The organism is Finegoldia sp. BIOML-A4 (assembly GCF_009679635.1).
GTDB classification, from domain to species: domain Bacteria; phylum Bacillota; class Clostridia; order Tissierellales; family Peptoniphilaceae; genus Finegoldia; species Finegoldia magna.
Window position 1 is genome coordinate 157814 of sequence record NZ_WKZC01000003.1, and the last position, 25430, is coordinate 183243.

At 32.0% G+C, this 25430-nt stretch carries 27 protein-coding genes; 24 read left to right on the top strand and 3 right to left on the bottom strand.

From position 1 onward, the window contains the following. Positions 1-12: 12 nt before the first annotated feature. From GKG01_RS04170 to fni, 3 genes are all read left to right on the top strand, one after another. Complete coding sequence (locus GKG01_RS04170; RefSeq protein WP_154271596.1) at positions 13-4218, top strand: acyl-CoA dehydratase activase-related protein; 4206 nt, start codon at positions 13-15, stop codon at positions 4216-4218. A 123-nt stretch (positions 4219-4341) separates the two neighbouring features. Then, positions 4342-5295, top strand: coding sequence for an LCP family protein (locus tag GKG01_RS04175; RefSeq protein ID WP_154271597.1), 954 nt, complete (start codon positions 4342-4344; stop codon positions 5293-5295). A 26-nt stretch (positions 5296-5321) separates the two neighbouring features. Next, positions 5322-6332 carry a type 2 isopentenyl-diphosphate Delta-isomerase gene (fni, locus tag GKG01_RS04180; RefSeq protein WP_172975092.1) on the top strand — a complete coding sequence of 337 codons (1011 nt, stop codon included), beginning with the start codon at positions 5322-5324 and terminating at the stop codon, positions 6330-6332. Between the two features lie 47 nt (positions 6333-6379). On the opposite strand, the gene GKG01_RS04185 is transcribed toward fni, so the two are convergent. Together GKG01_RS04185 and GKG01_RS04190 are read right to left on the bottom strand one after the other, a co-directional pair. Next, positions 6380-6913 carry a biotin transporter BioY gene (locus GKG01_RS04185; RefSeq protein WP_154271599.1) on the bottom strand — a complete coding sequence of 178 codons (534 nt, stop codon included), beginning with the start codon at positions 6911-6913 and terminating at the stop codon, positions 6380-6382. Continuing rightward, entirely contained in the window at positions 6906-7595 is a 690-nt protein-coding gene (locus GKG01_RS04190) for a hydrolase (RefSeq protein WP_154271600.1), read from the bottom strand. The genes GKG01_RS04185 and GKG01_RS04190 overlap by 8 nt, the downstream gene beginning before the upstream one ends. Positions 7596-7773: 178 nt before the next feature. Between GKG01_RS04190 and rpsF the strand changes: the two genes are divergently transcribed. From rpsF to GKG01_RS04235, 9 genes are all read left to right on the top strand, one after another. Then, positions 7774-8061 carry a 30S ribosomal protein S6 gene (rpsF, locus tag GKG01_RS04195; protein WP_002835043.1) on the top strand — a complete coding sequence of 96 codons (288 nt, stop codon included), beginning with the start codon at positions 7774-7776 and terminating at the stop codon, positions 8059-8061. Positions 8062-8081: 20 nt separating this feature from the next. Further along, the gene (locus tag GKG01_RS04200) at positions 8082-8594 is read left to right on the top strand and encodes a single-stranded DNA-binding protein (RefSeq protein ID WP_002835042.1); all 513 of its coding nucleotides are present in this window, start codon (positions 8082-8084) and stop codon (positions 8592-8594) included. Between the two features lie 20 nt (positions 8595-8614). Beyond that, on the top strand, positions 8615-8839 hold the full coding sequence (gene rpsR, locus GKG01_RS04205) for a 30S ribosomal protein S18 (RefSeq protein WP_002835041.1): 225 nt from the start codon (positions 8615-8617) through the stop codon (positions 8837-8839). Between the two features lie 53 nt (positions 8840-8892). Then, positions 8893-9954, top strand: a complete 1062-nt coding sequence (locus GKG01_RS04210) for a branched-chain amino acid aminotransferase (protein WP_154271601.1) — start codon at positions 8893-8895, stop codon at positions 9952-9954. A gap of 85 nt (positions 9955-10039) precedes the next feature. Beyond that, positions 10040-11875 carry a nucleoside-diphosphate sugar epimerase/dehydratase gene (locus GKG01_RS04215; RefSeq protein WP_154271602.1) on the top strand — a complete coding sequence of 612 codons (1836 nt, stop codon included), beginning with the start codon at positions 10040-10042 and terminating at the stop codon, positions 11873-11875. A 12-nt stretch (positions 11876-11887) separates the two neighbouring features. Then, positions 11888-13261 (top strand): M15 family metallopeptidase, encoded by a 1374-nt coding sequence (locus tag GKG01_RS04220; RefSeq protein WP_154271603.1) that lies wholly within the window; start codon positions 11888-11890, stop codon positions 13259-13261. Between the two features lie 9 nt (positions 13262-13270). Further along, positions 13271-13579: a thioredoxin gene (gene trxA / locus GKG01_RS04225; protein ID WP_002835037.1), complete on the top strand. Its 309-nt coding sequence runs from the start codon at positions 13271-13273 to the stop codon at positions 13577-13579. A 196-nt stretch (positions 13580-13775) separates the two neighbouring features. Then, positions 13776-14102, top strand: coding sequence for a DUF6110 family protein (locus GKG01_RS04230; protein ID WP_102163629.1), 327 nt, complete (start codon positions 13776-13778; stop codon positions 14100-14102). Further along, the gene (locus GKG01_RS04235; RefSeq protein WP_154271604.1) at positions 14102-16177 is read left to right on the top strand and encodes a heavy metal translocating P-type ATPase; all 2076 of its coding nucleotides are present in this window, start codon (positions 14102-14104) and stop codon (positions 16175-16177) included. Before GKG01_RS04230 ends, GKG01_RS04235 begins: the two co-directional genes overlap by 1 nt. Positions 16178-16341: 164 nt before the next feature. Here the strand turns inward: GKG01_RS04235 and tpx are convergent, their stop codons facing one another. Next, positions 16342-16848 carry a thiol peroxidase gene (gene tpx, locus GKG01_RS04240; protein ID WP_094224926.1) on the bottom strand — a complete coding sequence of 169 codons (507 nt, stop codon included), beginning with the start codon at positions 16846-16848 and terminating at the stop codon, positions 16342-16344. Between the two features lie 87 nt (positions 16849-16935). Between tpx and GKG01_RS04245 the strand changes: the two genes are divergently transcribed. The 12 genes from GKG01_RS04245 to GKG01_RS04300 all read left to right on the top strand — a co-directional run bounded on the left by GKG01_RS04245 (position 16936) and on the right by GKG01_RS04300 (position 25429). After that, complete coding sequence (locus GKG01_RS04245; RefSeq protein WP_154271605.1) at positions 16936-17175, top strand: pro-sigmaK processing inhibitor BofA family protein; 240 nt, start codon at positions 16936-16938, stop codon at positions 17173-17175. 95 nt (positions 17176-17270) lie between these two features. After that, the gene (locus GKG01_RS04250) at positions 17271-17909 is read left to right on the top strand and encodes a 50S ribosomal protein L25 (protein WP_094205999.1); all 639 of its coding nucleotides are present in this window, start codon (positions 17271-17273) and stop codon (positions 17907-17909) included. Between the two features lie 50 nt (positions 17910-17959). Further along, positions 17960-18571 carry a dTMP kinase gene (tmk, locus tag GKG01_RS04255; protein WP_154271606.1) on the top strand — a complete coding sequence of 204 codons (612 nt, stop codon included), beginning with the start codon at positions 17960-17962 and terminating at the stop codon, positions 18569-18571. Beyond that, on the top strand, positions 18568-18894 hold the full coding sequence (locus tag GKG01_RS04260; protein ID WP_002837271.1) for a cyclic-di-AMP receptor: 327 nt from the start codon (positions 18568-18570) through the stop codon (positions 18892-18894). The genes tmk and GKG01_RS04260 overlap by 4 nt, the downstream gene beginning before the upstream one ends. 8 nt (positions 18895-18902) lie before the next feature. After that, on the top strand, positions 18903-19175 hold the full coding sequence (locus GKG01_RS04265; protein ID WP_002835026.1) for a cyclic-di-AMP receptor: 273 nt from the start codon (positions 18903-18905) through the stop codon (positions 19173-19175). Further along, positions 19175-19993, top strand: a complete 819-nt coding sequence (locus tag GKG01_RS04270; RefSeq protein ID WP_094224925.1) for a DNA polymerase III subunit delta — start codon at positions 19175-19177, stop codon at positions 19991-19993. Before GKG01_RS04265 ends, GKG01_RS04270 begins: the two co-directional genes overlap by 1 nt. Beyond that, positions 19986-20828: a stage 0 sporulation family protein gene (locus GKG01_RS04275; RefSeq protein ID WP_094205995.1), complete on the top strand. Its 843-nt coding sequence runs from the start codon at positions 19986-19988 to the stop codon at positions 20826-20828. Before GKG01_RS04270 ends, GKG01_RS04275 begins: the two co-directional genes overlap by 8 nt. Positions 20829-20916: 88 nt before the next feature. Beyond that, positions 20917-21087 (top strand): 4Fe-4S binding protein, encoded by a 171-nt coding sequence (locus tag GKG01_RS04280; RefSeq protein ID WP_002835022.1) that lies wholly within the window; start codon positions 20917-20919, stop codon positions 21085-21087. Between the two features lie 50 nt (positions 21088-21137). Further along, a complete protein-coding gene (locus GKG01_RS04285) occupies positions 21138-21851 on the top strand; it encodes a methyltransferase (protein WP_102163895.1) in 714 nt (237 codons plus the stop codon). After that, positions 21832-22659 carry a 16S rRNA (cytidine(1402)-2'-O)-methyltransferase gene (rsmI, locus tag GKG01_RS04290; protein WP_154271607.1) on the top strand — a complete coding sequence of 276 codons (828 nt, stop codon included), beginning with the start codon at positions 21832-21834 and terminating at the stop codon, positions 22657-22659. The genes GKG01_RS04285 and rsmI overlap by 20 nt, the downstream gene beginning before the upstream one ends. Then, positions 22656-23609, top strand: coding sequence for a DNA double-strand break repair nuclease NurA (locus GKG01_RS04295; RefSeq protein WP_154271608.1), 954 nt, complete (start codon positions 22656-22658; stop codon positions 23607-23609). The genes rsmI and GKG01_RS04295 overlap by 4 nt, the downstream gene beginning before the upstream one ends. Beyond that, entirely contained in the window at positions 23609-25429 is a 1821-nt protein-coding gene (locus GKG01_RS04300; protein WP_154271609.1) for an ATP-binding protein, read from the top strand. The genes GKG01_RS04295 and GKG01_RS04300 overlap by 1 nt, the downstream gene beginning before the upstream one ends. The last annotated feature ends 1 nt before the right edge of the window (position 25430 follow it).

Below are 25430 nucleotides of genomic sequence, written 5' to 3' on the forward strand. Positions count from 1 at the left end.
GGGAATAGCACAATGAAAATCCACATGGGATTAGATGTAGGTTCAACTACTGTCAAGCTTGTCGTTATAAATGAAAACTACGAAATTTTATTTCAAGAATACACTAGACATCGTTCTGACATAGAAGAAACTGCCAAAAATGTTCTTAAACAAGCATACGATTCACATCCAGAGTTCAAAAACAGCGATTGTACAATTATGGTCACTGGAAGTGGCGGAATGTATGTTGAAGATAATCTAAATATCGAATTTATACAAGAAGTTGTGGCTGGAACTACAGCTATTAAAAAATATATCCCTAATGCCGATGTGTGTATTGAGCTTGGGGGAGAAGACAGTAAGATAACTTATCTAAAAGGAAACGTAGAACAAAGAATGAACTCCATCTGCGCAGGTGGAACTGGAGCATTCATAGACCAAATGGCAGCTTTGTTAAAGACGGATGCATCTGGTCTTAACGAATTAGCCAAAGATTACAAGAAAATATTTTCGATTGCAAGTAGATGCGGTGTATATGCAAAAACTGACATTCAAGCTTTGATTAACCAAGGCGCAACAAAAGAAGACATGGCAGTTAGTGTATTCCAATCTGTTGTCAATCAAACAATATCAAATCTTGCTTGTGGTAGACCTATTGAAGGAAATATCGTATTTTTGGGTGGACCACTTTATTTCTTATCAGAATTAAGAAATAGATTTATCACGACACTAGATGATGGTGTCAACACATTCTACAGTCCTGAAAATGCTCAAGTATTTGTGGCATTAGGAGCAGCTATTGCATCAATGGATGGAGAAGTTGTTAAGTATGAGGATTTGTTGAACAGATCTTATGACAAAAAACAAGAAATTAGTGATGAGTTAATACTTGAGCCGTTATTTAAAAATGAGAATGAAAAAGAAGAATTTTACGAAAATCACAAGAAATCAAACGTGAAATTCAAAAATCTTGACGAAGTACAAGGAAACTTGTATTTGGGGATTGATGCGGGCTCAACTACTAGTAAAATTGTAGTAATTGATGAAGATTGCAACATTGTTTACGATTTTTATGCGAATAACCAAGGAAATCCACTTGATTTAGTTAAGGAACAATTATCTGTAATTTATTCTAAACTAAATGATAACCAAAAAATTGCAAGTAGTGGTATAACAGGTTATGGTGAAGATTTTATAAAACAAGCTTTATCGGTCGATTTTGGTGAAGTAGAGACAATAGCGCATTTGACTGCTGCAAGATATTTTGATCCAGATGTTGATTTTGTTTTGGATATTGGTGGTCAAGATATGAAAGCTATGCATGTGAATGATGGAATAATTGATTCCATTCAATTAAATGAAGCATGTTCTTCTGGTTGTGGATCATTTATTGAAACATTTGCTCACAGTTTAAATTTATCCGTACAAGAATTTCAACAAAAAGCACTTGAATCAAAAAATCCTGTAGATTTAGGTTCAAGATGTACAGTATTTATGAATTCGAAAGTAAAACAAGCGCAAAAAGAAGGCGCTAGTGTCAGTGATATTGCAGCGGGTTTATGTTATTCAGTAATCAAAAACGCAATCCAAAAAGTTATAAAACTTAGAGATCCATCAAAGTTAGGTGAACATATCGTAGTTCAAGGTGGTACATTCTACGGGGATGCGATACTAAGAGCTTTCGAAAAAATTACAGGTAAAGTTCCTACAAGACCAAATATTTCTGGACTTATGGGAGCTATGGGAATGGCTTTGATTGCAAAAGAAAAATCAACAGGATATTCTACGATTTTATCTGAAGACGAACTTGAAAAATTTGAATACACTCAAGAACAAGCAGAATGTAAATATTGTTCTAACCATTGCAAATTAACTATCAACAAATTTGCAAATGGCAAAAAATTTGTTACTGGAAATAGATGTGAAAGAGGAGCTGGAATTAGTCTGGATAAAAAAGACAAGCTTCCAAATATGTACGATTATAAAAACAAAAGATTATTTGGATATAAGAGCATTCCAGAAGATAAAGCAAGAGCGACTGTAGGAATTCCTAGAGTGTTGAATATGTACGAAAATTATCCTTTCTGGCATACATTCTTCACGAATTTAGGATACAGAGTTGTGTTGTCTTCTAAATCATCAAGAGAAATTTACGAAAAAGGCATTTCTTCGATTACAAGTGAAACATGTTGTTATCCTGCAAAATTAGTTCACGGTCACATTGAAGATTTATTAGAAAAAAATGTTGATATGATATTCTATCCTTCGGTATTTTTTGAAAAACAAGAATACGATAAGGCGAATAATCACATTAACTGTCCAGTAGTTACTGGATATCCGGAAGTTATTAAAAATAATGTCGATGGATTGAAAAACACGAAGTATTTCAACCCATTTATATCATTCCAAGACAAAAACAAATTAAAAACAAGACTTATCGACGAATTAAAAGAGCTAGGACTTTCTGATAAGGACATTTCAAACAGCGTTGATAGAGCGTGGGATGAACTTGAAAAATACAGAAAAGATGTAAAGGTTGAAGGGAAGAAAGCTTTGTCCAAAATTCGTGAAATGGGCAAAAAAGCAATTGTGTTAGCTGGTAGACCATATCATGTCGATTCAGAAATAAATCATGGAATTCCTGAACTGATTACTTCATTAGGTCTTGGAGTTTTATCAGAAGATTCTATAATTGATTATGATGATGACGTTGATAGCGATTTGAGAGTATTGGATCAATGGGTATATCACTCCAGACTTTACAGAGCAGCAGAAATTGTTGGAAACAGTGAAGATTTGGAAATGGTTCAACTTAATTCATTCGGTTGCGGAATAGACGCTGTAACTACAGACCAAGTTAATGAAATATTGTCTGCTAAAGGGAAAATCTACACTGTATTAAAAATCGATGAAATTAGTAACTTAGGTGCCGTTAAAATCAGAATAAGATCATTGATACAAGCACTTGAAAAGAAAAACTTCGTTCCAAATGTTAAAAAATCATATCACGTAGAAAAAGTCGAATTCACTAAGAAAATGAAAGAAGAATACACGATCCTAGCACCACAAATGGCGCCAGATCACTTTGAAATAATGGAATCTTTATTCAAAGATAATGGCTACAAAGTGGAATTTTTAAGAGATGTTAATTCAAAAGTGATCGACGAGGGATTAAAATATGTAAACAACGACGCTTGTTATCCATCTATAACTGTTGTAGGACAAATGATGGAAGCTATAAATTCTGGTAGATATGACACTAACAAACTAGCTTTGTTAATGAGTCAGACTGGTGGAGCATGTAGAGCAAGTAACTATGTTGGTTTCATAAGAAAAGCATTAAAAGAAGCGGGATATGAAAATATTCCTGTAATTGCTATTTCTTGGCAAAATATAGAAACAAACGAAGGCTTTAACCTTTCTCCATTAGTATTACAAAAAATGATTGTTGCAGTATTATATGGGGACTTGATAATGAGATTATCAAACTTCACAAGAGCCTACGAAAAGGAAAAAGAAACTGATACTTTAAAACAAAAATGGATTGAAGAATGTCAAAATAGAGTTTTGAAATCAAGTTCAAAACTATTTAGACAAACTGTCGATGAAATTATTGAAGATTTTTCAAAAATAGAATTATTAGATATACAAAAACCAAAAGTTGGTATTGTAGGAGAAATTCTCGTAAAATATCTTCCTCAAGCCAATAATAATTTGCAAGATTTATTGGAAAAAGAAGGCTGCGAAGTTGTAATGCCTGATTTGACAGATTTTGTACTTTATTGCTTGAGAAATGAATACCATAAGGGAAACTTCTTATCCAAATCCAAATTCACAGGATTCATGTGCAATATGGGAGTAAATTTGATTGAACATTACAGAAAATACATCAGAAACCAATTAATCAAATCGAAGTTTACTCATCCGCTTAAGATACAAGAACTGGAAGATTACGCACAAGAAGTTGTATCGCTTGGAAATCAATACGGTGAAGGATGGTTGTTGACTGCAGAAATGATAGAATTAATTCATATCAATGCTAACAATATTGTATGTATCCAACCATTTGGTTGTCTTCCAAACCATATCACAGGAAAAGGAGTCATTAAGAGAATTAGACAATTGTATCCACAAGCAAACATAATTCCAATTGACTACGATCCTGGCGCAAGTGAAGTAAATCAAATTAATAGAATTAAACTTATGCTTTCACAAGCAAAGGAGAAAATTAATAATTAAAACTTACAAAAAATCAAAATTAGTGTAAATTTTCATTGTTTTTGATATAATTAAATAAGTGTTATGGCAAAGCACCGGTGAATCCGAGTGCTTTGTTCATTAAGAAAGTAATTGGAGGAAAGAATGAAAAAAAGAGCTGTTATTGTCTTTTTTATTTCGCTAGCACTATTTTTGGGAGTTTATTTCGGTGCTGGTAAATTTTTAGGAAGCTTAAAAACAACTGGCTCTGATATTAAAGGCGATGAATTAGGAAAAAACAATGTAATTGAACAAAATATACCGGATGAATTTTTGTTTGTCCTATTAGGAATTGACAAAGAAGTAAGCACAACAGATCATCAAAGATCTGATACTATAATGGTTTGCAAAGTTAACTTTAATTCTGGTAATGTGGATATACTGTCTGTGCCAAGAGATACTCAAATTAGATTGAATGGAAATATTCACAAAGTAAATGCAGCTCATGCTTATGAAGGAGCAAAAGGATCTTTAAAAGCGTTGAGAGATTTATTGGGAATAGATTTGGATTATTACGTTGAAGTTGATTTTGATAGTGTTGAACACATCGTAGATGCTATGGGTGGAGTTGAAGTTGATTCACCAGCTGAAATAGTTGTCGAATCAAGACATATCCGTATCCCAAAAGGGAAATCAAAACTAAACGGAGATGAAGCGTTGCAATATGTGAGGGCACGTCATCCATTAGGTGGATCAGATGAAGCGAGAATTGAAAATCAACATTATTTTATAAAAACATTGATGGATCAATTATTGAGTCCAGCAAATATTACTAAAATGCCAAAAATGATTGAAATATTCAAAAGAGATGTTAAAACGAATATTCCATTGGGAGATATGACGGCTTATCTTACAAAAATTCCTAACTTTTCATCTAGCAAAATACATAGCTATATACTACCTGGAGATTATAAAGATGATGGAATTAGTTGGTATATGGCGGATGAAGAACAATTACCAGAAATTGTAGACAGATTATTTGCTGAATACAAACTGGATGATCAAACCACTAATGATAATGACAGAAAAGAAGATGAGGAAGAATCTCAAAATAGTTAGCGGTTTTGTTTTTGGGAGGTATTTTTGTGGAAAGAAAGCAAGAACACATTGAAAACTATTTAAAATCAGAATACAAGGGAAACAATTTATTTGATTGTGTTTATTTGGAGCATACATCACTACCAGAATTAGATTTGAATGATGTCGATTTGTCGATGGAATTTAACGGCAAGAAAATCGACTATCCTTTTATGATAAACGCCATGACTGGTGGTGGAGATTCCTGCTGTGACATCAATGAAGATTTGGCTAGATTGTGTAAAACATTCAACATTCCAATGGCAGTTGGCAGTCAAAAAATTGCTCTTGTGGAAGATGAAGCGATTGAAAGTTTTGAACTTGTACGTGAAAATTTGATTAAGAACGAAAACATCGTAATAGGAAATCTTTCTGCAAGAGAAAGCTTGGAATCAGTTCAAAAAGCAATTGAGATGATAGACTCTGATATGTTTGGCCTTCACTTGAATCCAATTCAAGAATTGATTATGGAAGAAGGAGACCGAGAATTTTCCGGAATAAAAGATAACATTAAAAATATAGTAGAAAATGTAGATGTGCCTATAATCGTAAAAGAAGTAGGTTACGGAATGAACAAAAAAACAATCTATGAATTATACGATTTGGGTGTTAGATACATTGATATTGCTGGTTTTGGTGGAACAAATTTTTCTGAAATAGAAGATAATAGAAGATTCGATATGGAATTTTCTGAATTTTACTGTTGGGGAATTCCTACGGCGAAGATTTTATTGGACATGCAAGATAAACCTGACGATTTGTTTTTGATTGCAAGTGGTGGGATAAAAACATCAATTGATATTGTAAAAGCATTAGTCCTTGGTGCAGATATGACAGCGATGAGTGGCGAAGTATTGTCTTATTTAATGCATGGTGGTTATGAATTTGCTAAGGAATTTTTAGATAGCTTGATTTATAAATTAAAAATGCTTATGGTAATGCTCGGAGCAAAAAACATCAATGAGCTTAAAAATGTGGACTACAAAATATTTGGAAAATTAAAAGAAATTACAGAATAAAAAAAGTCATACAAATTTGATTTTAATATCAAACTTGTATGGCTTTTTTAAATGTATTTTTCTACTCTTTTCGTAACAAAACTAAACACTAATGCTTTTAACATATCTCCAGGTAAGAAGACTATCATTCCAGTGAATAACAATTTCCATAGGTCGAATTGTTTATTAGATAATTTGAAAAATATTCCCATGTATATCACACCAAAAGCGTAAATTATAAGTGATGACACCATGAACATAATAAAAAGGTTTAATTGTGACAGGTTGCGGTCTTTGAATTTTACATAAAAAGTTTGTGCCAAAAATCCTATTACATAACCAAAACTCGGTGAAAATATTGTCTGCATTCCGCCCTTTCCTCCCGCAAAAACAGGAAGACCAATAAGCCCTAATACAATATACAATAAAACTGACATGTTCGCGTATTTTTTACTTAAATAATATCCAGATGCTATTGCGAACAAACTCTGCAACGAAATCGGAACTGGAAATAGTGGAATTATTATATAAGATCCAATTATTATTAGCGCACTAAATAAAGCAATTTTTATGAGTTCTTTTGTATCTATGCTTCTACTCATCTTGCTTTTCTCTCATGTCTTGTCTGTAATTTGCCATTACTTCGTGGAAAATTTCTGCTGATGTTGGGGGAGTATAACTTAAAGCATTTGCTCCAGCATTGATCGTATCGATAACATTTTGCTCATTATCACCGCCTGTTGCAATTATTGGAAATTCATATCCAACTTTTTTTCTAATTTCTTCAACTAAAAATGCAGTTTTCTTTCCACCAGATACATTTAAAATATCTGCACCAGAATTAATTTTTCCTTCGATATCATCATATGAAGATACTATTGTAGCGACGATAGGTATGTCTAAAACTTTTTTCATCTGAACAATAGTTTCGTTTTTCATTGGAGCATTTACGATTACTCCGTAAGCTCCTAACATCTCTGCTTGTAATGCCATATTTACACTTCTAATTCCAGATGTAATTCCACCACCTACTCCAGCAAAAACTGGAAGACTTGAAGACATTATAATAGCATTTGTGATTGATAATGTTGGTGTGAAAGGATATACTGCCATTATTGCGTGGCCATTTGTATTATTAATTATTGCAATGTCTGTTGTGAAGACAAGAGTTTTTATTCTTTTTCCTAAAACTGTTATGCCAGATGCTTTGTACATAGCTTCTGGAATATGTACCATTCTGTGTCTCAAATTAGATTTTACTTCTGGTATAAATTTCTTTTCCATAAGATGCCTCCTTAAAATGAATTTCATATTTATATTATAATAGATAAAGCCATTCTAGCAAATCAAAAAACTAAAAAATATTTTGAGAATTTGTTGTAATTGTTAGAAGATTATGGTAATATATATAGGTAAATCCTTGCTCCGGATAGGGGCCAAATAGACCACAAGGAGGTGTCATATGAATAAATATGAATTAGTGCTAATCTTTAAGCCAGAATTATCAGAAGAAGACAGAAATACTGTATTCTCAAGAATTCAACAAGTAATTGACGAAAATGGTAAACTTGAAGAAGTTCACGATTGGGGAAAAAGAAAATTAGCTTATGAAATTAACTACATTAAAGAAGGATACTATTATATTGTAAACTTCGATTTAGATCCACAATTTGTTAAGGAAATCGAAAGAAGATGTAGATTATTCGACCAAATCATTAGATACATGGTTGTTAGAGTAGACGAACAATAATCGTAAGAGGAGGAAATGTTTTGAATAATGTTAGTTTGATGGGTAGATTGACAAGAGACCCTGAAGTGAGATATTCAGCGAATACTCAATTAGCTAACGCTAGATTTAGTGTTGCTGTAGATAGAAGATTATCTAAAGAAAAAAGAATGGAAGCTGAAAACAACAATCAACCAACTGCGGATTTTATCAATTGCGTTGCTTTTGGAAGGACTGCAGAAGTTATTGGACAATATTTCCACAAAGGAAATAGAATTGCTATTACAGGTCACATTCAAACGGGATCTTATGAAAACCAACAAGGACAAAGAATTTATACAACTGATGTAATTGTCGATCAATTTGATTTTGTTGAATCAAGTAATTCACAACCAAATTCAGGTAACTATCAAGGTTACAACAATAACCAATCATTCAACAATAATTCTTTCCAAAACAACAATTTCCAAAATTCAAACGATATTCATAAGAGTAATGACGATTTCGGAATGGGAGACAATGCAGTTCCGACTGATATTGACGAACTTCCATTCTAATAGTAGGAGGTTTTAAAGATATGCAAAGAAGATTTAGACCTAGAAAAAAGATAGATCCATTCCAAAAGGATAAAACAAAAGTTATTGATTATAAAGATGTAAATATGCTTAAAAACTATATCAGCGAAAGAGGTAAGATTTTACCAAGAAGAGTAACTGGATTAAACGCAAAACATCAAAGACAAATAACGGATGCTATCAAAAAAGCTAGACAAGTTGCACTATTACCATACAGTGCTGAATAAGACAAAATTAAGCTACCTTGATGGTAGCTTTTTTTACATATAAGGAGATATAAATGAGTTTAAAAATCGAAAAAACAACAACACCAAAACAAAAATACTCTAATAGTGAAGAATTGGGATTTGGAAAAATATTTACAGATCACATGTTAGTAATAGATTACGACAAAGAAAAAGGTTGGCACGATGAAAGGATAATTCCATATCAAAATATTTGTCTTGATCCTTCTTCTATGGTTTTTCATTACGGACAAACTGTTTTTGAAGGAATGAAAGCTTATAAAAATGACGGCAAAGTATATTTGTTTAGACCATTAGAAAATTTAAAAAGATTAAATAAAAGCAATGATAGATTGTGTATTCCACAAATCGATGAAGAAAAAGTTTTAGAATATTTGTACAAATTTGTCGATTTGGAAAGAGATTGGATACCTGAAGAAGAAGGGTGCTCATTATATATCAGACCTTTTATTATTGCAACTGATGCACAATTAGGAGTAAAAGTTAGTAATGAATACAAACTTATCATAATAGCTTCTCCAAGCGGATCTTATTACAAAAATGGTTTGAGTCCTGTTAGTATTTATGTAGAAAAAGACTATGTAAGAGCTGTTAGGGGTGGAATGGGAATGGCAAAAACTGGTGGAAATTATGCTGCTAGTATGAAAAGCCAAGATATTGCTCACGACAGAGGTTATTCACAAGTTTTATGGCTAGACGGTGTGGAAAGAAAATACATCGAAGAAGTCGGTGCGATGAATATATTCTTTGTGCTAAAAGACAAAGTTATAACGCCAATGATTAATGGAAGTATTTTGGAAGGAATAACTAGAAAATCTGTTATCGAATTACTAAGATACGAAGGTATGGAAGTTTCAGAAGAAAGAATTTCCATTGACGATATCGTAGATTATTACACAAATGGAGAGCTTCTAGAAATATTTGGAACCGGAACTGCAGCTGTTATCAGTCCAGTTGGAAAGCTATTGTATGATGAATATGAAATGATTATTAACGATGGTCAAATTGGAAAAACTAGCCTTCACGTTTATGAAACATTAACTAATTTACAATTTGGAAAGATTGAAGATAACTTTAATTGGAGAGTTGAGATTTAAACGTTAAAAGTCATATTCCAAATAATTTTATCTTGTATTTATGGTATAATGAATACGATAAGTAATATTTGTCAGAGGAGTTAAAATGAATAAATACAGAAATATAGTATTGGCAATTTTAGATGCTATAATCATTAATATATCGTATGTTGTAGGATTGCTTTTAAGATTTGACGGACAAGTACCCTCAAGATACATGAGTTACTATCTTAAATACGCAGTTGTAGTTACAATAATACAAATTTTGATACTTTTTATTTTCAAAATGTACAAGGTAATGTGGAGGTATGCAACATTTGAAGACTACTTAAAAGCTGGTGTGTACACTGCTATTGCAAGTGTTGGTTCATCATTGTTTTTGATTTTGGTAAAATCAACGCTTCCAAGATCAAGCTTTTTGATTGCACTTGTTTTTGAAGTTGTATTGATTTTAATAGTTCGTATGATTGCAAGAACTCAAACTGATAAAAAATCAGCTGTCGAACAAACTATCGAAGGACAAGTTAATTCAATGGTAATAGGAGCAGGTGCAGCTGGGGTTTTGATTGTTCGTGAGATGCTAAATCATCCTGAAATGAAATCTAAACCTGTGTGTATACTTGACGATGATAATACGAAAATAAACAAAAGCATATCTTCAGTTCCGGTTGTTGGTGACACAAGTGATATTGTTAAAAAGGCACATGAGTACAACGTTGAAGAAATTGTTTTAGCGATACCAACTATAGATTCAGATCGTAAGAAACAAATTCTTAATGAATGCGAAAAACTTAATGCAAAAGTTAAAATAATGCCTGGTTATTATGAATTTATAGATTCCAAGGTTGATTTGAAAGATTTAAGAGATGTTCAAATCGAAGACTTGCTTGGACGTGACCAAGTAGTATTGGATAAAGAAATTCTTAATGAATTTTTGAACAATAAAGTCGTAATGGTAACTGGCGCAGGTGGATCAATAGGTAGTGAGCTTTGTAGACAAATATTAAAATATAAACCAAAAAAATTGGTGATGATTGATATCTATGAAAACACTACTTATGATATACAAAATGAAATTTTGAGAAATGATCCTGATGCACCAATTGATGTTATTATAGAATCTATAAGAAACTTCGATAGAATGAATGCGATTTTTGGAATTCACAAACCAGATGTTGTGTTCCACGCTGCAGCTCACAAACATGTTCCTTTGATGGAACATTCACCACAAGCAGCTGTTTTGAACAATGTATTTGGGACGAAAAATATAATAGATTGCTGCGATATTCATAACGTCAAGAAATTCGTATTAATATCTACAGATAAGGCGGTTAATCCGACATCTGTAATGGGTTGCACCAAGAGAATTTGTGAGCTATTAGTACAATCTAAAAATCAAATTTCTAAAACAGAGTATGTGGCAGTTAGATTTGGAAACGTGCTTGGATCAAATGGTTCAGTAATTCCACTATTCAAAAAGCAAATTCAAGAAGGTGGACCAGTTACTGTTACTCATAAAGATATCATCAGATATTTCATGACAATTCCTGAAGCTTGTCAACTTGTTATGCAAGCTGGAGCAATGGCAGAAGGTGGAGAAATATTTGTGTTAGATATGGGAGATCCTGTTAAAATAGTAGATTTGGCTAAAAAATTGATAAAGTTATCAGGTTTGGAATTGGACAAAGACATCAAGATAGAATTTACAGGACTTAGACCTGGAGAAAAACTTTATGAAGAAACTTTGATTGAAGCTAATAATATAAGTAAGACAAAATATGATATGATATTTGTAGAAGAACCGGTGGTTCACGATATAGAAAAATTATCTGACGACTTAGTAGATTTGAAGAAAACTACAGAACAAAACTCTAAGTTAGTAATTGTAGAACAATTGCAAAAGATCGTACCAAATTATACTCCGGATGTAGAACATCAATAAAAGAGGTGGAATATGGCTGACAAGAAAAGAAAATCAAGCTACAGTGATATTAATAAAAAATACGATTTTTCAAGCGGCAGAGTTTCAGAAAGCGAAATGAAGCGCAGAAAGAAAAACGCCGAGAAAAATCGTAGAGAAATGAGACGACAAAGAAATAGTTACAATCATGAACAAGACATGGGCAAAACAATAGTTTTGACTCCAGAAATGGTTGAAATGGAAAGAAAAAGAATAGCTAGACAAAAAAGAATAGCTAGAAAGAAAAAGTTGAGAAGAAGAAGAATTATTTCCGCAATCGTGGCAATAGTTTTGATACTTTTAATAGTTTTTGCGGTTAAGAAGGTTGCAAATAAAAATAACCCAAAACCAAAACAACAAACAACAATAACTAACCAAACACCAGTAAAACCACAACCGATTGTTCAATCATTAGTTAAGTTCTCAAAGACAAATAAAATGACTAATTTGTATGAAAAGAGCGAAAAAGTATCCACTGTCCTTGAACAAATCCCTAACAATGCTTATGTAAAGTATTACTCAGATGAAGGAGATTTCTCATACGTAGTGTATAATGGCAAAAAAGGATATATTTTAAAATCTGATTTGTCAGATATAGAAAACAAAAATCAATTCAAAGTAATAAAAGGCGTTTTGATTGTAAACAGCGACTACACATTGCCATCAGATTACGATCCAGGTATTGATGAAGACGCTCGTAAATCATTTACTTTAATGGTTAATGATGCAAACAAAGACGGTGTAATACTAAGAAGTGTTAGCGATTATAGATCATTCGAACAACAATCTAAGTTAGAAGATGTTGAAGATGTAAAATTTGTAAAAGCTGGTACTTCTGAACATCAAACAGGGCTTGCTTATGATTTGATAGGAGAAGATTACACTCTAAAATATAAATTAGATTTCTCAAAATCAAAAGAATATAAGTGGTTGATGGACAATGCTTATAAATACGGGTTCGTATTAAGATATCCTGAAGATAAGAAAGATATAACAGGCTTAAGCTTTGCTCCATGGCACTTCAGATATGTTGGAATTGATTTGGCTAAAATTCTTCACGATCAAAATCTAACTTTGGAAGAATACCTTAAAGTTGCAGATGAAAATGTAACAAACACTGATAACAACAAAGAAGATGGCGACAAGCAAAACATCGAAGAAAAAGAGCCGTCAAATTCAGAAGAAAACTCTGAGAGAAAAACAGACAATGATAACTCAAATAATAACAGAGATAATTCAGATGATGAAAACTCAGAAAATTCTGACAAAAGGAGAAATAACAACCAAACTTCTGAAGATAATGAACAAAATAATAATCAAAATGACAGAAATAATGACAACAACGACAACAATGATAACAATAATTAGAGGTGAAATATGATATATTTAAACAATGAAAACTTTGATGAAGAAGTAATTCAAGCAAAAGGTAAAATTTTGGTGGATTTCTATGCGGATTGGTGTGGACCATGCCAAGGACTTGCTCCAATAATTGAAGAAATTGATGAAGAAAACAAAGACGAAAACATCAAAATCTGTAAACTAAATGTAGATGGAGCACAAGAAATTTCCAGAAAATACAAAGTAATGAGTATTCCTACAATATTAGTATTTGAAGATGGAGAAATCATAAAATCTACTGTAGGTATGGTTGAAAAAGAATATATCTTGGATATGCTAAAATAACAAATCAAATATAAACAAATGAGAACTAATCTAGGACAAATAGATTAGTTCTTTTTAAAAAGTAAAAAATCGAAGAAAACACTTATATTTTTAAGAAAAAAATTGTATAATAATGGTGAGATAGAATATAAAGAAATTGTAAATTTTATGTAAAAACTTACAAATATTTTAAGTTATAAAATTATGGAGGTATATTATGATAAACAAAAAAATAATTAGCATAGGTGCAGGAATAATAGCTGGAGCTATTGGTGGAAAAGTTTTGAATTCAAAGCTAGCTAAAAAAGCTGCTGTTAGTACAGTTGTTGGAGGATTAAAAGTTAAAGAATCTATCGATAAAACTGTTGAAAATATTAGAGTTTCTGCAGAGGATGTTATTGCAGAAGCAAAAGATGTAAAAGAAAGAGAAGAAAAAGAAGAAGCTAAGAAAAACGATGAAATGGACATCGAAAAAGTAGCTGAAGAACAAGAAGAAAAAACTGAAGAAAAAGTTGAAGATAAAAAAGAGGAAGAAAATAAATAATGAGAGCGTCAATAGCCCACAGAATAAAGGGCAGATGCCGTTTTGTTTATGAAGATAATTTAAAAAAAGAAAATCTTAATAAACTTAAATATTGTATAGAAGAAGTTAGTGGAGTGAGATCATGTAAGATTTCACTTCTTACTAATTCTATTACTGTTAGTTATGATGAAAACTGTGTTTCGAAATTGGCGAAGTTTATTCTTGATTTAGATATGGATACAATTGAGAATACATCAATAGATAATGTAGATTTTCAAGCACAATCAGAAAATGATTTGTTTAATATTCTGAGAAATGCGATGTATCGAAGAATCTTTTTCAAATATATGCTTCCTGCTCCAATAGGAACAGTTGCATTGTTCTTTAGAGCTTATCCGTTTATAAAAAATGGAATTAAATCTTTACTCAATAGAAAACTAAATGTTGAATTGTTGGATGCAACAGCTATTTCTGTATCTCTTGCAACAAGACAGTTTGCAGATGCTGCAAATATTATGTTCTTGTTAGGATTAGGTGAAGAAATAGAAGATTATACAATGAAAAAATCTCAGGAAAATTTGGCACATTCTTTGGCATTGAATATAGATAATGTATTTGTCATTGAAAATGACGAAAAAATCATTAAAAATATTAAAGATGTTGAAATTGGAGATATTGTCGAAGTTGAAATGGGTAATAGTATTCCTGTTGATGGAAAAGTCATTAAGGGTGTTGCCATGGTTAACGAATCTTCATTCACTGGAGAATCAAATCCTGTCAAGAAAACGTCGGGTAGTGTTGTATTTGCTGGAACTGCAATTGAAGAAGGTTCTATTCTAATCGAAACGGCGAAAAAACACGATGATTCAAGATTATCTCATATTATCAGTTTGATTTCAGAAAGTGAAAAGAACAAGTCACTCGCTCAAAAGAAAGCTGAGAACACGGCTGATAGTCTTGTGAAGTATTCATTTATAGGCACAGCATTGACTTATTTATTCACAAGAAATCTTCAAAAAGCTAAGTCCTTCTTAATGGTGGATTTCTCATGTGCATTAAAATTAACTATTCCAATTGCCGTAATGAAGGCGATTAGTCAAGCATCTGAAGAAAAAATCCTTGTAAAGGGCGGAAAATATTTGGAAAACTTGTCTGAAGCAAATACAATCGTGTTTGACAAAACTGGTACGTTGACAAAATCTGAGCCAAGAGTAGCAAAAGTAATAGCTCTCGATAAAATTTCGGAAAATGAGTGCTTAAGAATAGCGGCTTGTCTGGAAGAACATTTCCCACATTCGATTGCTAAAGCTGTGGTTGAACACGCAAAGCATAAAAATTTGAAGCACGAAGAAATGCACTCTAAACCAGAGTACATTGTTGCTCACGGAATCAGAACTAAGATTGTTGACAAGGATGCCTTGATTGGATCTGAACATTTTATTCTTGATGATGAGGGAATAAAAATTAATGATGAAACAAAACAAATTATAGATAAATTAAAAGAAGATTATTCGCTATTGTACTTGGCATTTGCCGGTAGATTAATCGCTGTAATTTGTATCGAAGATCCTCTAAGAGATGAGGCTTGTGATGTTGTAAAATCATTGAGAGATTTGTCGTTTAAAAACATCACGATGTTAACTGGCGATGCAGAAAATTCTGCTCACAGTGTTGCTTCACTATTGGATTTGGATTATTATCAATCACAAGTTTTACCTGAAGATAAGCAAAACTATATCTTGCAAGAAAAAGAAAAGGGAAATAAGGTTGTAATGATTGGCGATGGTATTAACGATTCTGTTGCATTATCTAGCGCAGATGTGGGAATTTCAATGCATCAAGGAGCAGATATTGCGAAGGAAATCTCGGATATTTCGATTGGATCAGACAGCTTAGAAGGGCTTGTTGATGTTGTAAAATTATCAAAAGCTATGAAAAATAGAATTGATTCTGATTATAGACAAATCGTAGGATTCAATTCAACTTTGATAATATTAGGAGTTATGGGAATATTGACCAATACTTCATCGGCACTCCTTCACAATTTATCAACGGTTATGATTGCCGGTAGAAATATGAATAAATACAAAATATAATTTAAATAAAAAAATCTCGTAATCGACAAATGTAATGCCTCTTTAAATCCGGACACGGAAATAAGGGGGCAGTACAAAATCGGTTACGAGATTTTTGTTTATTAATCTTTAATATTTTGTATACTTTTCGAAAGTATTATCAATTTTTTGTATGATATAATTTATTAAAGTGATTTTAAGGCTTCTATAGCTTTGTCGTAATCAGGGTGATTTGTATTTTCTTTCACGTATTCAACGTATTTAACTTCGTTGTTTTCATCTAAAATTACAATACCTCTGTTAAGAAGACGGAATTCTTCCATAACGAAACCATACTTCAAACCAAAATCTAAATCTTTGTGATCGCTTAGGACTAATAGGTTGTCGATTCCTTCAGCTGCACAGAATCTTGATTGTGCAAATGGTAAATCACAGCTAATTGTAAATAGAATTGTGTTGTCAAATTCACTAGCTTTTTTGTTGAATTCTTTTGTTTGGAATTCGCAAACACCAGTATCAATTGATGGTACTACAGAAATTAATTTTTTCTTTCCATCGTAATCAGATAATTTTACTGGTTTTAATTCTGCGTTTAAGCAAGTGAAATCTTGCGCTTTATCTCCTACGTTTACTTTAGTTCCTAATAATGTTACAGGGTTGTTTCCAAATGTTGTTTCTTGTCTTTTGTCCATGTTATAGACCTCCTTATAATTACATTTCTAATTCACAATGTTTTATACCCAAAAATTTATTTAAATAAACAAGAGGAGTTGATTTTAATGAGCACAGCTACAATTATTATTGTATTAATTAGCGTTGCGATTTTGGCGTTATTCTTTAAGATTTCTTTTAAATTGGGGATGCATGCCCTTTCTGGTTTTGTAGGAATTTTTGTTTTAAATATTTTCTTAAGTTTTTTTAATATGCATATTCCGTATAATTTAGTTGATATGTTAATTGTCGGTATTTTTGGAGTTCCGGGATTGGTTGTTTTATTCTTATATTACTTTGTTGTCTAGTAAGAAATTATCAACTAAAATATTAAATTTGTTGCGAAGAAATCACTTATTTGGTATAATTAATAGAGATTTTAGATTACTTAGGAGGAAAATAAATGACTAACTATAAATTAGATATGCAAAAAAGAGACAAAGTTGGCTCTAATGCAGTTAGAAAATTAAGAGTAAAAGAAATGGTTCCAGGAGTTATTTACGGAAAAGACTTAGAACCAATTAATGTATGTGTTGATGAAAAAGAGTTAAGAAAAGTTCACTTAATGGCAGGAACTTCAAGCTTAATCGATGTTAAAGTTGATGGTGAAGATCACACTGTAATCATAAGAGAAGTTCAAAAGCATCCATTTAAAAATCAATATGTTCACGTTGATTTCAAAGCAATCAAAATGGGAGAAGTTGCAAACTTTACTATTCCAGTTGTATTAGAAGGAAGAGATGAAATCAGAGTTCAACCATCTGTATTAATGCAATTCTTGGACGAAATCGAAATCGAATGTTTACCAAAGAACTTACCAAACGAAGCTGTTGTATCAGTTATTGATATGCAAATTGGTGATACTTTCGAAGTAAAAGACTTGGATGTATTCAAAAATGCTGATATAAAAGTTCTTGAAGATGAAACAGAAGCAGTATGTTCATTATCTGAACCAAAAGAAGAAGTAATCGAAGATGAAGATGAAGAAGTATCTGCAGATGTTCCAACAGTTGGTGAAACTGAAGAAGAAGACGCAGAATAATAAATAGAAAAAATAAAGCGAGTTAACTCGCTTTTTTTATAGGATAAAATATGTTTATTACTTTTGAAGGTCCTGACGGCAGTGGGAAATCGACTATAATTCAAAAAGTTTACGATTATTTAATCGAGAATAATTACGATGTAATTAAAACTAGAGAGCCTGGTGGAAGTCCCATTGCTGAAAAGATCAGGAATTTGATACTTGATACTGAAAACACCGAAATGGGTTATAGAACAGAAGCTTTGTTATATGCAGCTTCTAGGGCACAACATGTTGAAGAAACAATTCTACCTGCATTAAACGAGAATAAAATTGTTTTGTGTGATAGATTTCTTATATCTTCCCTTGCATACCAAGGTGTAGGAAGAGATTTGGGAATTGAAAATGTTAGAAAAATTAATGAATTTGGTATAAATGGAGTGTTTCCTGATTTTGTTTTGTTTTTTGATGTTGATCCTATTACTACTTTGAAGAGAAAATCTTCCTTGGATACAGCAGATAGACTTGAAAAAGAGGGTAATAATTTCCATGAAAGGGTATATAATGGATATAAAGAGATTCTAAATTCTGAAAAGAATATAGAAATTATTGATGCAACTCAATCTGTAGAAGACGTATTTAGTCAATGTATAAAAGTTTTAAAAAGGAGAAATGTTTTATGAAACTAGTTGTTGCAATTGTTCAAGATCAAGATGTATATAATTTAAATGCAGATCTTACTGAAGCTGGTTTTAGAATTACAAAGTTGGCTTCAACTGGCGGATTTTTGAAGACAGGAAACAGCACTTTGTTAATAGGTACTGAAGATGAAAATGTAGATAAATGTTTAGAAATCATTGAAAATGATTGCAAATCAAGAGAAACTACAACTTCAATGCTTTCTGTTAGTATGCCAGGAACTAACTACATATCATATCCTGTAGAGGTTATGGTAGGTGGAGCTACTGTATTTTTACTAGAAGTAGATAAGTATTTGAGATTTTAGGTGATTTTATGAAACTTATAGTTGTAATTATGGAAGATGACTTGAGCCATATTCTTTCAAAAGAATTGTTGGAGAATAAAATTTCTTCTACTAAATTATCATCAACAGGTGGTTTTTTGAAAAAAGGAAATACTACAATGTTGATAGGTACTGATGTGGAAAAAGAACAATCTATTTTAGATTTGATTAAAAAAGTATGTGACGAAAATGATATTGAGTCTGATAATGAATCAAAGGCTAATATTTTCGTTATGGATTTAGAGGATTTTAAAAAGTTTTAATGTTACCGAAAAACAAAACTTTGATAAATCAAGTCAAGAATAATAAAATTTCTAACCAATATTTACTATATGGTGAGAATTTAAACGAAATAAATTATGATGCTGAGGCTTTGATATACAATTTACTTGTTAGTAACTCAAATTTGAAGTTGAAGTTTGACAGAGATAAGTTATCCGATCTGTTGGTTATAGAACCTGAGAAAAATTCTATAACCATAGACAAAATCAGAGATATTTCAAAATTTGTATCCACAAAGCCTTTTGAATCTAATAACAAGGTCGTGTTGATAAAACAGGCTGATTTGATGAGGACAGAGGCTTCTAACGCTCTTTTAAAAAATTTGGAAGAGCCAAAGCCTTTTGTGTATTTTATACTACTTACAGACAATAAGAATAAACTTCTAAAAACTATTATTTCAAGATGTCAAGTAATTAATTATCTCAGTGAAAAAGAAAATGAAGAATTTGATTATACGATAGCTTTGGACATTTTGGATAAATCTATGGGGCAAAATCTTCTTACAATGTTAGATTCTAAGGAATATTTGTCAGATTTTCAAAAAGACACAGATGTATTGTTTGATTTTTTGATGGAGTTTTATTCGTCGTTTTTGAAATTTGTGAAGACTAAGGACGAGTCTTCTTTGAATAAAGATTTTGTGAAATTGTACAAGAAATATCCAAAGGCAAATGAGAGAATTATCGTGGATACTTTGGACAAGATTGAGTCTGTAAGAGGATATTTTAAAGTTAATGCGAATTTTGAGCTTTCTATGGAAGAGCTTTTATTGTATATAATGGAGGAAAACTATGCTTGATGTAACTGGTGTTAGTTTTAGACAAGCTGGTAAAGTGTATTACTTCGACTCCAATAATCTTCAATATAAACTAGGAGATCACGTAATTGTAGAGACTGCTCGTGGTATTGAGTATGGAGTTGTTGTAAAAGAAAATTTTGAAATTAATGAAAAAGAATTATCGTCTGATCTTAAACCAATCATAAGATTGGCTGATAGTGCAGATGATTATATTTATATGGAAAATAAGAAGAAAGCTAAGGAATCTATCGAAGTCTGCAAAGAAAAGGTAAAAGAATTCGGCTTGGATATGAAATTAGTGGACTGTGAATATACATTTGATAACAATAAGGTTATTTTTTATTTTACTTCAGATGAAAGAGTTGATTTTAGGGAATTAGTAAAAGAATTAGCGAGAATTTTCAGAATCAGAATAGAATTGAGACAAATTGGAGTGAGGGATCAAGCGAAGATTGCAGGAGGAATTGGTCCTTGTGGTCAAAGATGCTGCTGCAACAGATATATGAGAAATTTCAATCCAGTTAGTATCAAGATGGCAAAAGACCAATCATTATCTCTCAATCCTTCAAAAATCAGTGGACTTTGTGGAAGACTTATGTGCTGTTTGAATTATGAGCAAGAAGGCTATGAATGCAAATTAAAGAAAATGCCACATGTTGGTCAAAAAGTTACTACTGAGATGGGAGAAGGAGTTGTGACTGAAACTAATACTCTTTTGGAATCTGTAAAAGTAAAAGTGATGACAGAGGATGAAACAGAAGAATTAATTCAAGTAAATGTAGACGAATTAATCGATTTTAATAAGTGCGGTGGATGTAATCATAAATGTCATTAAACACTTGCATTTATTCTAATAGTGTGTAATAATGATTGTAGAGCATAAATACATAATACGCTCTAAAATTACAAGGGGGTAAAGCAATATGGCTTATAAAATTTCTGACGATTGTATCGCTTGCGGACAATGTAAACCTGAATGTCCAGTAGATTGTATTTCTGAAGGGGACATTTATACAATTGATCAAGACGCATGTATCGATTGTGGTTCTTGTGCTGACGTATGTCCAGTAGATGCTCCACATCAAGACTGCTAATTTTAGGGGAGAATTAGACTACTCATTTTTGAGTGGTCTATTTTTTTAATATGAAAAGAGAACATTTTATACCGAAAACAGATTTAAAAATAATTGCTGATGATGAGAAATTTTCTTTTACGATTGATTCCATTTTACTCACAGATTTTGCAAAAATGAAAAAAGGCACCAATCTAATTGATATTGGCTGTGGGACGGGAATATTGATGTTGAGATGTAATGCAATGTATAATTTGTCAAAATGCATCGGAATTGAAATTCAAAAAGATGTTGCAGGTATGTTGGCTGAAACAATCGCGATTAATAATTTGGAAAATGTCGATATTATCAATGATGATTTTAAAAATGTCTACATCAAAAACGATTCAATCGACAATATAATAGTTAACCCTCCTTATCAAAAAAATGGTCATGGTATTTCTAATAAAAATACTAATTTTCACACATCGAGATACGATAATGAGATGAAATTGGAAGATTTATTTGAATTTGCTAAGTTAAAGCTCAAATCAAACAGGTCTTTGTTTATGATAAATAGATGTGAGAGATTGGTCGATTTATTAAGTATTGCAAGAAAATATAATATGGAAGCAAAGAGAATTAGGTTTGTGCAATCGAGAATTGATGATAAGCCCAATCTTGTCATGATACAATTTGTGAAAAATCAGAAACCTTTCTTGACTTTTGAGAAAAATCTGATTATTTACGATGGTGAAGACTACACGGAAGAAGTGATGAATATATATGGAATTACAAAAGTCTAAAATTTACGTCGTGCCTACTCCAATTGGAAACTTGGCAGATATGACTTTGAGGTCGTTGGACGTTTTGAAGAATGTGGATGTGATTTATTGCGAAGATACCAGAAATACATCGAAATTACTGAATTATTATGACATCAAAACGCCTCTTGTAAGTTATCACAAACATAACGAACAAAGCAGATCAGAAGAAATTATCGACAAAATTTTATTGGAAAATATAAATTGTGCGGTAGTTAGTGATGCGGGGATGCCTTCTATCAGTGATCCAGGACAAATTTTACTGGAAAAGGCGATTGATCGTGATGTCGATATTGAAGTGCTGCCAGGTGCAAGTGCTGCAATAACTGCTTTGGTGAGAAGTGGATTCGATAGTTTGCAATTTGCATTCTTAGGATTCGTACCTAGGAAAAACGCTGACAGAAATAAGTTTTACGACCAAATCAAAAACGCAACTATGACTACAATAATATACGAATCGGTTCACAGAGTTGAAGCGACAGTCGAAGAACTCAGTGAGTTTTTGGGAGACAGAAAAATTTGTGTTTTAAGAGAGCTTACTAAAATTCACGAGTCCGTTATGAAAGGGACTTGTGCTGAAGTTATCGAAATGTTGAAGAACGAAACTGTAAAAGGTGAATTCGTAATTGTAATCGACAAACTCATCGAAGAAAATGAAGAGATAGATGTAAAAGAAAAACTTACAGAACTCATCAACGATGGAATGTCAAAAAAACAAGCAGTGAAAATCGTCAGCGATGTGTACGGTTTGAAGAAAAATGATGTCTACAAAGAGAGCTTAGAATTATGATTTCAAAAGATTTGATGGATGAAGTCTCTCATTTAAATGAGAGACTTAAAAACAGAAAAAATATCTCTAAATTAAGCAGAGAATATATCAGAAATTTAATTACAAATGAGATTGGGGACATCAAAGTTTATGATAGATTTGATGTTAATAAGTTAAAAGAAATTAAAAAATCAGGTAGTATTTGCGTTGTAGACGGCTCTGTTAATCGAATCGGTGCAAATTATCCAAACTATGTGGAATTTTTTCAATCGATGGCTCTTCTAAGTTCTGATCAAGAACCTTTGGTTAAGGCGGATATTTTGTGTCCATTGGTGGATGAATTTTCGGAACGTGATCAATTCCAAATCTCAAAAGAAAAATTGTGTGCTACAGAACTTGCTGTAGCGATTGAAGCAGTTTCACATCACGACATCAAAATACTTATGATGGATGGAACTTTAATGAGATATAGCCTTGAAGCGGAAGATTTATATGAAGATTTGGTGAAACTTTGTGATATGAAAGGTGTTTTGTTAGTTGGAGTTGTCGAAGAAATCAGCACGAAGATTATCATGAACACTTTTAACGAAAATGATAATTATGTGGGGATGCTTTTCGACAGGGAAGCTTTGTTCAATGCATTAGATATGGATGAAGGGTTTGTCGTAAGAAACCATAAATCCAGAAAAGAAGAGTACAATATAGAACAAGCTTTCATCAGAACTTCCAAGGATCCTTGTGTAATAGCTATCGACATTCCTTCACAAAACATGAATGATTTTGATGAAATAATTTCTTTTGTACTTACAATGTCAGATGAAAATACAAGAGGAGTGCCGTTTTTGTTAGATTTGGTAGACAAGAAAACTAGGATTGACAATAAACAAGCTGAAATATTGGCGAAGAAATACTTGGATACAGAAATGTACCAATCGATATTTAGATCTCAAAGGAGTAAAAGAGTTATATAATGAATGATTTAGACTTTAGAGTAGTCGGCATGACCGACCAAATCGAATGTTTTGTAGCTAGTAAATACGATAGACTTAGAATCAATGAGTATATGATTGTGGAAGATATCAAACAAGGGGATATTTTGTGTCAAGTCACGGAAACTCACAGTGTTAACGAGTTTATGGAGTCAAACACTGCTGATTCTTATATAACTAAAGAACAAATTCTAAAACTTCAAGCAGTAGGATACAACATTTCTGAAGGAATCAAATACATTTACAAATTCAGAGTGATGGACGATCCAGCATTTGCGATTGAAGCAGGATCTACAGTTAGAAAACCAAAGTTCGATGAGATTAAACACTTGTTTTATTCTGGTACAATTGACAAATCACTTGAAATAGGAATTATAAAAAATACTGAAGAGATTTATAAAACATGTCCTGTTGAATACAAAAATTTGTTGAAAATCATGGATTCTAATCAAAAAGTTCACAATCAAGAAGAATTGGTTTATTTATTTAACTACTACAACATGATTGAATATCCGCATATTGGTATTTTTGGAGGATCAGGATCTGGTAAATCATACGGGCTGAGAGTAGTAATTGAAGAATTAATGAAAAAATCTGTTCCTACGATAGTGTTTGATCCACATAATCAAATGGTATTTAAGGATAGAACTATGGAAAATTACGGGATAGATTTTTCTGATAAATTTGAAGTTTTAAAGGTTGGGGAAGATTTGGGGATTAATTTTCCTGATTTGAACAGATATGAGCTTATCAGTTTGATAGAAACACAAGGAGAACTCACGGAATCCATGAAATCTGCTTATGAAGCTATCCTTGATAAAGACGCAATAACACAATCGAGTGCTAATGCATTTTTGGATTATTTGACAAACATATCCAGAGCCTTGTCAGATAAGGAAGATGACACGACGGGATACTATGAAAGATTTTCACAACTTGTAAACGTGGATTCACTTCAAGCTGTTATCAGGAGATTTAATAGATTACTGAACACAGATATATTTTTGAACACTTCACAAAAACTTTTTGAAGCACTAAAAGAGGGCAAAACAGTCATCATACAGGGTACGCAAAAAATGTTGAACTTGTACGCATCGTATGCAGTGAATTCTTGTTACAGAAAAAGAAGAAGATATGTTGATGCTATGACAAACGAATATTTTCCGATTATATGCATGGTTTTTGATGAAGCTCACAACTTCTGTGGCAGCGATCAAATATCTGTTACAAGAAGAATAATTAAAGAGATCGCCCAAGAAGGTAGAAAATACGGAGTGTTCCTAATATTAGCATCGCAAAGAATGGCTGCAATCGAACAGACTACAATTGCACAGTTGTCTACAAAATTTATTTTTAGAATTTCAACCGAAAAGGACCTTGAAGTTATCAGAAAAGAAACTGATTTGTCATCTGAAGAAATACGAAGACTTCCATATCTATCAAATGGTGATGTATTCATTTCCCAAGCTCAAATCGGAAAAACATTGTTTGCAAGAATTAGACTTGCATACACTACACAACCGAAATTTAAAAATCCTTTTGATGAAATGTATCGAATGCTGGAAATAAATGTTCAAAAGAAAAATGAATCGGATATGGAATTATTTAAAATGTTGAAAGAAGATAACGTATTTCCAATAACTCTTGATTTATTTAGGATTTGTAAGATAATCGAAGAAAGACACAATATAAAACTGAGTGTTAGTGAATTGGAAGACAAATTAAATAAGCTTAGCAATGATGGATATATTACCAAGAAAAAATCTATCATGGGAGAAAGCTACTATTTAAAAGAGGAGTAAT

Excerpts from the sequence above, each read along its gene's own strand:
- GKG01_RS04215 (WP_154271602.1), top strand. The coding sequence starts at position 10,040 with ATGAATAAATACAGAAATATAGTATTGGCAATTTTAGATGCTATAATC.
- GKG01_RS04260 (WP_002837271.1), top strand. The coding sequence starts at position 18,568 with ATGAAACTAGTTGTTGCAATTGTTCAAGATCAAGATGTATATAATTTA.
- GKG01_RS04285 (WP_102163895.1), top strand. The coding sequence starts at position 21,138 with ATGAAAAGAGAACATTTTATACCGAAAACAGATTTAAAAATAATTGCT.
- GKG01_RS04170 (WP_154271596.1), top strand. The coding sequence starts at position 13 with ATGAAAATCCACATGGGATTAGATGTAGGTTCAACTACTGTCAAGCTT.
- GKG01_RS04300 (WP_154271609.1), top strand. The coding sequence starts at position 23,609 with ATGAATGATTTAGACTTTAGAGTAGTCGGCATGACCGACCAAATCGAA.
- GKG01_RS04235 (WP_154271604.1), top strand. The coding sequence starts at position 14,102 with ATGAGAGCGTCAATAGCCCACAGAATAAAGGGCAGATGCCGTTTTGTT.
- GKG01_RS04270 (WP_094224925.1), top strand. The coding sequence starts at position 19,175 with ATGTTACCGAAAAACAAAACTTTGATAAATCAAGTCAAGAATAATAAA.
- GKG01_RS04245 (WP_154271605.1), top strand. The coding sequence starts at position 16,936 with ATGAGCACAGCTACAATTATTATTGTATTAATTAGCGTTGCGATTTTG.
- GKG01_RS04230 (WP_102163629.1), top strand. The coding sequence starts at position 13,776 with ATGATAAACAAAAAAATAATTAGCATAGGTGCAGGAATAATAGCTGGA.
- GKG01_RS04275 (WP_094205995.1), top strand. The coding sequence starts at position 19,986 with ATGCTTGATGTAACTGGTGTTAGTTTTAGACAAGCTGGTAAAGTGTAT.
- GKG01_RS04250 (WP_094205999.1), top strand. The coding sequence starts at position 17,271 with ATGACTAACTATAAATTAGATATGCAAAAAAGAGACAAAGTTGGCTCT.
- GKG01_RS04190 (WP_154271600.1), bottom strand. The coding sequence starts at position 7,595 with ATGGAAAAGAAATTTATACCAGAAGTAAAATCTAATTTGAGACACAGA.
- tmk (WP_154271606.1), top strand. The coding sequence starts at position 17,960 with ATGTTTATTACTTTTGAAGGTCCTGACGGCAGTGGGAAATCGACTATA.
- GKG01_RS04175 (WP_154271597.1), top strand. The coding sequence starts at position 4,342 with ATGAAAAAAAGAGCTGTTATTGTCTTTTTTATTTCGCTAGCACTATTT.
- GKG01_RS04220 (WP_154271603.1), top strand. The coding sequence starts at position 11,888 with ATGGCTGACAAGAAAAGAAAATCAAGCTACAGTGATATTAATAAAAAA.
- rsmI (WP_154271607.1), top strand. The coding sequence starts at position 21,832 with ATGGAATTACAAAAGTCTAAAATTTACGTCGTGCCTACTCCAATTGGA.
- GKG01_RS04265 (WP_002835026.1), top strand. The coding sequence starts at position 18,903 with ATGAAACTTATAGTTGTAATTATGGAAGATGACTTGAGCCATATTCTT.
- rpsF (WP_002835043.1), top strand. The coding sequence starts at position 7,774 with ATGAATAAATATGAATTAGTGCTAATCTTTAAGCCAGAATTATCAGAA.
- GKG01_RS04295 (WP_154271608.1), top strand. The coding sequence starts at position 22,656 with ATGATTTCAAAAGATTTGATGGATGAAGTCTCTCATTTAAATGAGAGA.
- GKG01_RS04185 (WP_154271599.1), bottom strand. The coding sequence starts at position 6,913 with ATGAGTAGAAGCATAGATACAAAAGAACTCATAAAAATTGCTTTATTT.
- trxA (WP_002835037.1), top strand. The coding sequence starts at position 13,271 with ATGATATATTTAAACAATGAAAACTTTGATGAAGAAGTAATTCAAGCA.
- tpx (WP_094224926.1), bottom strand. The coding sequence starts at position 16,848 with ATGGACAAAAGACAAGAAACAACATTTGGAAACAACCCTGTAACATTA.
- GKG01_RS04280 (WP_002835022.1), top strand. The coding sequence starts at position 20,917 with ATGGCTTATAAAATTTCTGACGATTGTATCGCTTGCGGACAATGTAAA.
- rpsR (WP_002835041.1), top strand. The coding sequence starts at position 8,615 with ATGCAAAGAAGATTTAGACCTAGAAAAAAGATAGATCCATTCCAAAAG.
- GKG01_RS04210 (WP_154271601.1), top strand. The coding sequence starts at position 8,893 with ATGAGTTTAAAAATCGAAAAAACAACAACACCAAAACAAAAATACTCT.